Origin of the sequence: Gilliamella sp. App6-5, assembly GCF_001690525.1 — a bacterium.
Classification (GTDB): domain Bacteria; phylum Pseudomonadota; class Gammaproteobacteria; order Enterobacterales; family Orbaceae; genus Gilliamella; species Gilliamella apicola_H.
On the sequence record NZ_LZGT01000060.1, the window covers coordinates 23937 to 30561 of the forward strand.

Below are 6625 nucleotides of genomic sequence, written 5' to 3' on the forward strand. Positions count from 1 at the left end.
TATTAGTAAATAACTTCTATAATATTCGCCTTTATCATGCATAAGAGTTAATAATGGAAAAGTTTCACGTAACAGGTCCAACCACACTAAATGGTGAAGTGGTTATCTCTGGCGCAAAAAATGCTGCGCTACCCATTTTATTTGCTGCGATTTTAGCTGAAAAACCAGTAGAGCTTCGAAATGTTCCCAAGTTGAAAGATATCGACACAACGCTGGAATTGTTAAGCCAGCTAGGCGTAAAATGTGAACGAAGTGATATTATTCATCTTGATGCTGGTCATCTTAATAATTATTGTGCACCTTATGAGCTAGTTAAAACGATGCGCGCTTCAATTTGGGCTTTAGGTCCACTTGTTGCTCGTTTTGGACAAGGACAAGTTTCATTACCTGGTGGTTGTGCTATCGGCGCAAGACCTGTTGATCTTCATATTACGGGTCTTGAACAATTAGGGGCGACAATTACACTTGATGAAGGTTATGTTAAAGCATCGGTAAATGGACGACTGAAAGGTGCTCATATTGTTATGGATAAAGTGAGTGTTGGCGCGACTGTGACTATTATGTCAGCTGCTACTTTAGCTGAAGGTAAAACTGTAATCGAAAATGCAGCTTGTGAACCTGAAATTGTTGATACAGCTAAATTCCTGAATATGCTAGGCGCTAAAATTACTGGTGCTGGTACAATGCGTATTGAAATTGAAGGGGTCGAATGTTTAGGTGGTGGTGTGCATGAGATCGTTTCTGATCGCATTGAAACAGGGACTTTTTTAGTTGCGGCAGCTATATCTCAAGGTAAAATTACTTGTCGTAAAACGGATCCTACCTTGCTTGATTCTGTGCTTTCTAAATTGAAGGAGGCTGGGGCTAAAATTGAAATTGGTGACGATTGGATTTGTTTAGATATGCAGGGAAAAAGAGCGAAAGCGGTCAATATTCACACCGCTCCCCATCCAGGGTTTCCTACCGATATGCAAGCACAATTTTCATTATTGAATATGGTTGCTGAAGGTACTGGAATCATTAAAGAAACGATTTTTGAAAATCGATTTATGCATGTTCCTGAGCTAATTCGTATGGGGGCTAGAGCTGAAATTGAAGGCAATACCTTAATTACGCATGGCGTTGAAAAATTGAGTGGAACACAAGTCATGGCAACGGATTTAAGGGCATCAGCAAGTTTAGTTTTAGCTGGTTGCATTGCCGAAGGATTAACTACGATTGATCGTATTTACCATATTGATCGTGGTTATGATAATATTGAAGAAAAACTAAGAAAATTAGGCGCGAATATTGAAAGAGTAAAATAAATCTCATTTTATTAAATATGATAAGTCAGTTACTTATTCAAAAGAGGGACAAAAATGACAAAACAAGCGTTGGTATTTTTATCAAATGGTTGTGAAGAAACAGAAGCAGTCACGACAATTGATTTATTAACCCGAGCCGATATTAAAGTGACTACCGCGAGTATCTCGAATATTCGTGAAATTGAATGTTCCCGAGGAGTAACAATTTTAGCTAAAAAAACGATTTTAGATATTCAATACATTGATTTTGACGTTGTTATTTTACCTGGTGGTGTAAAAGGCGCAGAAAATTTTCGAGACTGTCCATTATTGATCGAGAAATTAAAACAAACACATCAGAGTGGTGGTATTGTTGCTGCAATCTGTGCTTCGCCAGCCATGGTTTTGCAGCATCATAATTTATTCCCACATGCTGATATGACCGGTTATCCAACCACTAAAGAGGCATTCAAAAACTGGAAAGCTGATAGAGTTTATTATGATGAGAAAAATAAAGTCATTACCAGCCAAGGTCCTGCGACATCCATTGATTTTGCCTTAAAAATTATCGAGGTATTGTTAGGAAAAACAAAAGCTGCCGAGGTTGCTCAGCAGTTAGTTCTTCCATCAGGGATTGAATCCTATCAATAAATAGGTATCAAATGTTAAATTCACATTTGTACGAAAGATTAGTTAAAAGAGCGACATTGAGCGCCGTTCTAATCTCTATTTTTCTAATTTTAATTAAATTGATTACTTGCTGGTTAACGGGCTCAATAAGTTTATTTGCGTCATTATTGGATTCAAGTATCGATTTACTTGCTTCTGGATTCAATTTCTTTTTAGTCCGTTATGCGCTAAAACCTGCAGATGATGAACATACTTTTGGTCATGGTAAGGCAGAATCGTTGGCTGCATTATCGCAGAGCGCATTTATTATTGGTTCTGCGATAATTTTATTACTTTCTAGTATTCGATCTTTTATTCACCCAAGTGAGTTGCAGTTTCCTTTATTAGGAATTGCTGTTTCGATAGTTTCTGCTGTAATTACAGCTGTTCTTGTCTTATACCAAAGACACGTTGTAAAAATGACTAGCAGTAATGTTATTCAGGCTGATATGCTACATTATTCTTCCGACATGCTGATGAATATTGCTGTTATCATTGTACTTTGTTTAAGTTGGTACGGTATTACTTATGCTGATGCTGCCTTTGCATCGTTTATTGCTTTATATATTTGTTATAACGCTTATCATATTGCTTATCGTGCCATTCAGGAGCTACTTGATCGCGCTTTGCCTGATAGCGATAAGGTAAAAATTGCTGAAATTGTTGCTTCATATCCTGAGGTACAAGGTTTTCATGAGCTAAAAACACGGCAAGCAGGTCCTTTAAAATTTATTCAATTGCACCTTGAGCTAGATGACGATATGCCTTTAATTAGAGCACATGCTATTGCCGATGCTATTGAAAAACATATTTCTAAAGAGTTCTCTCCAGCAACAGTGATTATTCACCAAGATCCAATTTCCGTTGTGCCAACCGAAATAAAGAAGTAGAAAAATTAATCAAAAATAGCTTTTATTGTCTATTGTTAGTTATCTGTTAAGACTCTATAATAACGAAAAGTTAATAATTTGGAGTTGTTTCATATGATAAAAAAAATAGGTATTTTAACCAGTGGTGGCGATGCTCCGGGAATGAATGCTGCTATTCGTGGTGTTGTAAGAACTGCATTAGCAGAAGGATTGGATGTCTTTGGTATTTATGATGGCTATATGGGACTTTGTGAAGATCGTATTGTTCAATTAGAGCGTTCAAGTGTATCAGATATTATTACTCGTGGTGGTACATTCCTTGGTTCGGCTAGATTTCCAGAGTTTAAAGATAAAAACGTAAGACAAAAAGCTATTGCTAATTTAAAAAAACATCAAATTGATGCTTTAGTGGTTATTGGTGGTGATGGTTCATATATGGGGGCAATGCGATTAACTGAAGAAGGTTTTCCATGTATCGGCTTACCTGGTACTATTGATAATGATATTCGTGGAACTGATTATACCATTGGCTATTTTACTGCCCTTAGTACTGCTGTTGAAGCAATTGATAGATTACGTGATACTTGTTCTTCGCATAACCGAATTTCAATTATTGAAATTATGGGGCGGGACTGTGGTGATTTAACCTTAAATGCTTCTGTTGCTGGTGGCTGTGAATTTATGATTATTCCTGAGGTTTCTTATACTAAAGAAGATCTAATCGAAGAAATTAAACTGGGCTTTGCAAAAGGTAAAAAACATGCAATTGTAACTGTTACAGAGCATATGTGTGATGTAAACCAACTTGCAGCAGACATTGAAGCGGCCGTTCATCACGAAACGCGTGCAACGGTATTAGGTCATGTTCAACGTGGTGGCTCTCCTGTTCCTTATGATCGTATTTTAGGTTCTCGCATGGGAGCTTATGCTGTTGAATTGTTGCTACAAGGTCAGGCTGGTAGAAGCGTTGGTGTACAAAATGGTAAATTAGTACATCATAATATTATTGAAGCTATCAATAATATGAAACGTCCATTTGATATAGATCTGTATAATACGGCTAAAAGATTATTTTAAATGGTAATTGTGCCGTTAAAGAATAATCAATATTGATAAAGATCTGACAGCTTAATTATAGGTGACTGATTGACGATAAAATCTTAAAACAGTCATCTATTGTTTATTTGCTAGCTTTCCTATAGTTAGCTGATATTGGATTAAACTTACCATAAAATAATCTTTGAATTTATCAAGTGATCGATTAATTACAATGGTCTATAGGTAATTTTATGTCATTGCGTTTTTTAGAAGATAATGATCGTTTTTATGCTTGTGATGCCAATAATAAAGAAGTTGCTGAAATGACCTTTATAAGGGTGGGAAAAGATAAAGCTACGATTAATCATACTTACGTCGATCCTGCATATCGAGGCCGAGGCATTGCTGATAATTTGTTAGACCTTGTCGTTAAACGATTACAGCAAGAGGAACGTGAAATTATTCCTATTTGTTCATTTGCTGTTAATAAATTGGCTAGATAACCAGTTTAAACAAAATATAATAATTCATTGATTTATATTGTTATATCTGTTGTGTTTTGCCTAAAATTTTTTGTAAATGATGGTTCTAGTTACATGAAAATGTGGTAATGTATGCTAATTGCTTTCATTATTTACACTATCTAAAATGGTAACAGAAAAAACACAAAAAATTCATTCCATTCACGTATTACGTGGTGTTGCAATTATTATGATTGTTTTTAGTCACTGTTTGGGGGTGTTTAAAAATACTCATTTAATTGCTAATAGTTATTTATTTTCTTTTTTGAATTTATTTGCGTTTAATTTTACTACTTTTTTTGTATTAATTGCTGGTTTTTTATTTCAACATTTAACCTATAAATTCAATACTAAATCATATTATCTATCAAAAATTAAGACAGTAGTGTGTCCTTATATTTCAGTATCAGTTTTCTGCTTTATATTTTTCCATTACCCGTATTTATCAGATTTACCATGGTTCTCATCAACTGAAATTAGTATTACGAGCACGATAGTTCGTATGATGTTAACTGGTACGCAGCTTCTACCTTTGTGGTTTATCCCGATGATTATCATTGTATATTTTATGGGGCCACTCTTTTTTTATTGGTCGAAAAAGAATTTAATCGTCGTAAGTTTGATTGCTATGTTTTGGGTCGTGATGTTTACTAAACCCGATTTTACTAAACCGCTTTTAAATTTATTGCATTATGGTCCTGTCTATCTAATTGGTATGATGATAAAACAAAATTATCAAACCATCATGAAGTCAGTAAAAGATAATTTGTACTGGGTGATATTCCTTTTTGGTTTATGTTTTCTTGTTCCATTCACTTATCGCTATACAAGCCATTTAGTTGTTGAAAAACTTTATTACGATACATTACAAAAGATCATATTATTTATATTAGCACTCTATTTTTTAGATGGACTCAACCATAAAATAAATGAGGGAAAACTATATAAATTCTTTTCTTATATGGCAAATATTAGTTTTCCAATTTATTTTATCCATGAAATTATTGTGTTAGAGCTTGAACATCTAGTGCATATGTCCCCACTAAGCAATATAATCAAAACCGACAATGGTTGGTTGGCATCGTTGGGCGCTGTGACCTTCTTGGTATCTACTTTAACCTTAAGTGTTATGATAGCTAGCATAATAAAATTGATTTTCAAAAATAAAGCAAAATATCTTATTGGTGGAATTCGCTAAATAATGTCATTCACACTTAAATTTAGCACTTTTTGAAGATATTTTTATTAAAAAACTGTCTGAATTTTTTCTTCAAAAAATAATAAATAGTTTTTATCTGGAAATTACTAGCAAAATATAAATTAATACTCAAAATTTGTATTGAAAATACGAGGGGTCTTTATATTCCTATATAAATTAACTTAATAAATTGTTTTTTCAGTAACAAATGATTTTTATTTTGTTTATACAGAATGTGACGAATAAAAAGATTTGAACAAATAAAAAACAAACGGAAAAAAAATTAAAATTAATACTTGCACGAATTTTTAAAGCCCCTATAATGCGCATCCACTGACACGCAGTCAGCGACAAGCAGGCGGTGAGTGAGTTAAAAATAAGATCGAAAATTTGAAAAAAAGATCTTGACGAATGAAAAAGTGTAGCGTAGTATACGCAGCCCTTGAGACAGCAAACTAAATTAACAAAAAGTTGTTTGGGAATTGAAGCTGTCAGCTCTTTAAAAAGAAGAAACAGACAATCTGTGTGGGCACTTGCGAGACGAAGAATGAAAAGTCTACGGACTTAAAAATTAAGTCTTGATAAGTGACACTGAAGATTCATTTGAATATGTCAGAGACAGTTATTGAGCATCAAACTTTAAATTGAAGAGTTTGATCATGGCTCAGATTGAACGCTGGCGGCAGGCTTAACACATGCAAGTCGAACGGTAACATGAGTGCTTGCACTTGATGACGAGTGGCGGACGGGTGAGTAAGGTATGGGGATCTGCCGAATGGAAGGGGACAACAGTTGGAAACGACTGCTAATACCGTATAAAGTTGAGAGACCAAAGCATGGGACTTTCGGGCCATGCGCCATTTGATGAACCCATATGGGATTAGCTAGTAGGTGAGGTAATGGCTCACCTAGGCGACGATCTCTAGCTGGTCTGAGAGGATGACCAGCCACACTGGAACTGAGACACGGTCCAGACTCCTACGGGAGGCAGCAGTGGGGAATATTGCACAATGGGGGGAACCCTGATGCAGCCATGCCGCGTGT

The 6625-nt window shown here is 35.2% G+C and carries 6 protein-coding genes and 1 rRNA gene; all 7 read left to right on the top strand.

The window, feature by feature from the left end:
• The first annotated feature begins 53 nt into the window (after nucleotides 1-53).
• Nucleotides 54-1307, top strand: coding sequence for a UDP-N-acetylglucosamine 1-carboxyvinyltransferase (gene murA / locus A9G24_RS07355; protein WP_065638427.1), 1254 nt, complete (start codon nucleotides 54-56; stop codon nucleotides 1305-1307).
• Nucleotides 1308-1361: 54 nt separating this feature from the next.
• Entirely contained in the window at nucleotides 1362-1937 is a 576-nt protein-coding gene (gene yajL, locus A9G24_RS07360) for a protein deglycase YajL (protein WP_065638428.1), read from the top strand.
• A gap of 11 nt (nucleotides 1938-1948) precedes the next feature.
• Nucleotides 1949-2845: a cation diffusion facilitator family transporter gene (locus A9G24_RS07365; RefSeq protein WP_065638429.1), complete on the top strand. Its 897-nt coding sequence runs from the start codon at nucleotides 1949-1951 to the stop codon at nucleotides 2843-2845.
• 93 nt (nucleotides 2846-2938) lie between these two features.
• The gene (gene pfkA, locus A9G24_RS07370) at nucleotides 2939-3901 is read left to right on the top strand and encodes a 6-phosphofructokinase (RefSeq protein ID WP_065638430.1); all 963 of its coding nucleotides are present in this window, start codon (nucleotides 2939-2941) and stop codon (nucleotides 3899-3901) included.
• Nucleotides 3902-4113: 212 nt separating this feature from the next.
• Complete coding sequence (locus A9G24_RS07375) at nucleotides 4114-4365, top strand: GNAT family N-acetyltransferase (protein WP_065638431.1); 252 nt, start codon at nucleotides 4114-4116, stop codon at nucleotides 4363-4365.
• 118 nt (nucleotides 4366-4483) lie between these two features.
• Complete coding sequence (locus tag A9G24_RS07380) at nucleotides 4484-5581, top strand: acyltransferase (RefSeq protein WP_141673111.1); 1098 nt, start codon at nucleotides 4484-4486, stop codon at nucleotides 5579-5581.
• Nucleotides 5582-6222: 641 nt separating this feature from the next.
• Nucleotides 6223-6625 (top strand): 16S ribosomal RNA (locus tag A9G24_RS07385); the annotation flags it as partial.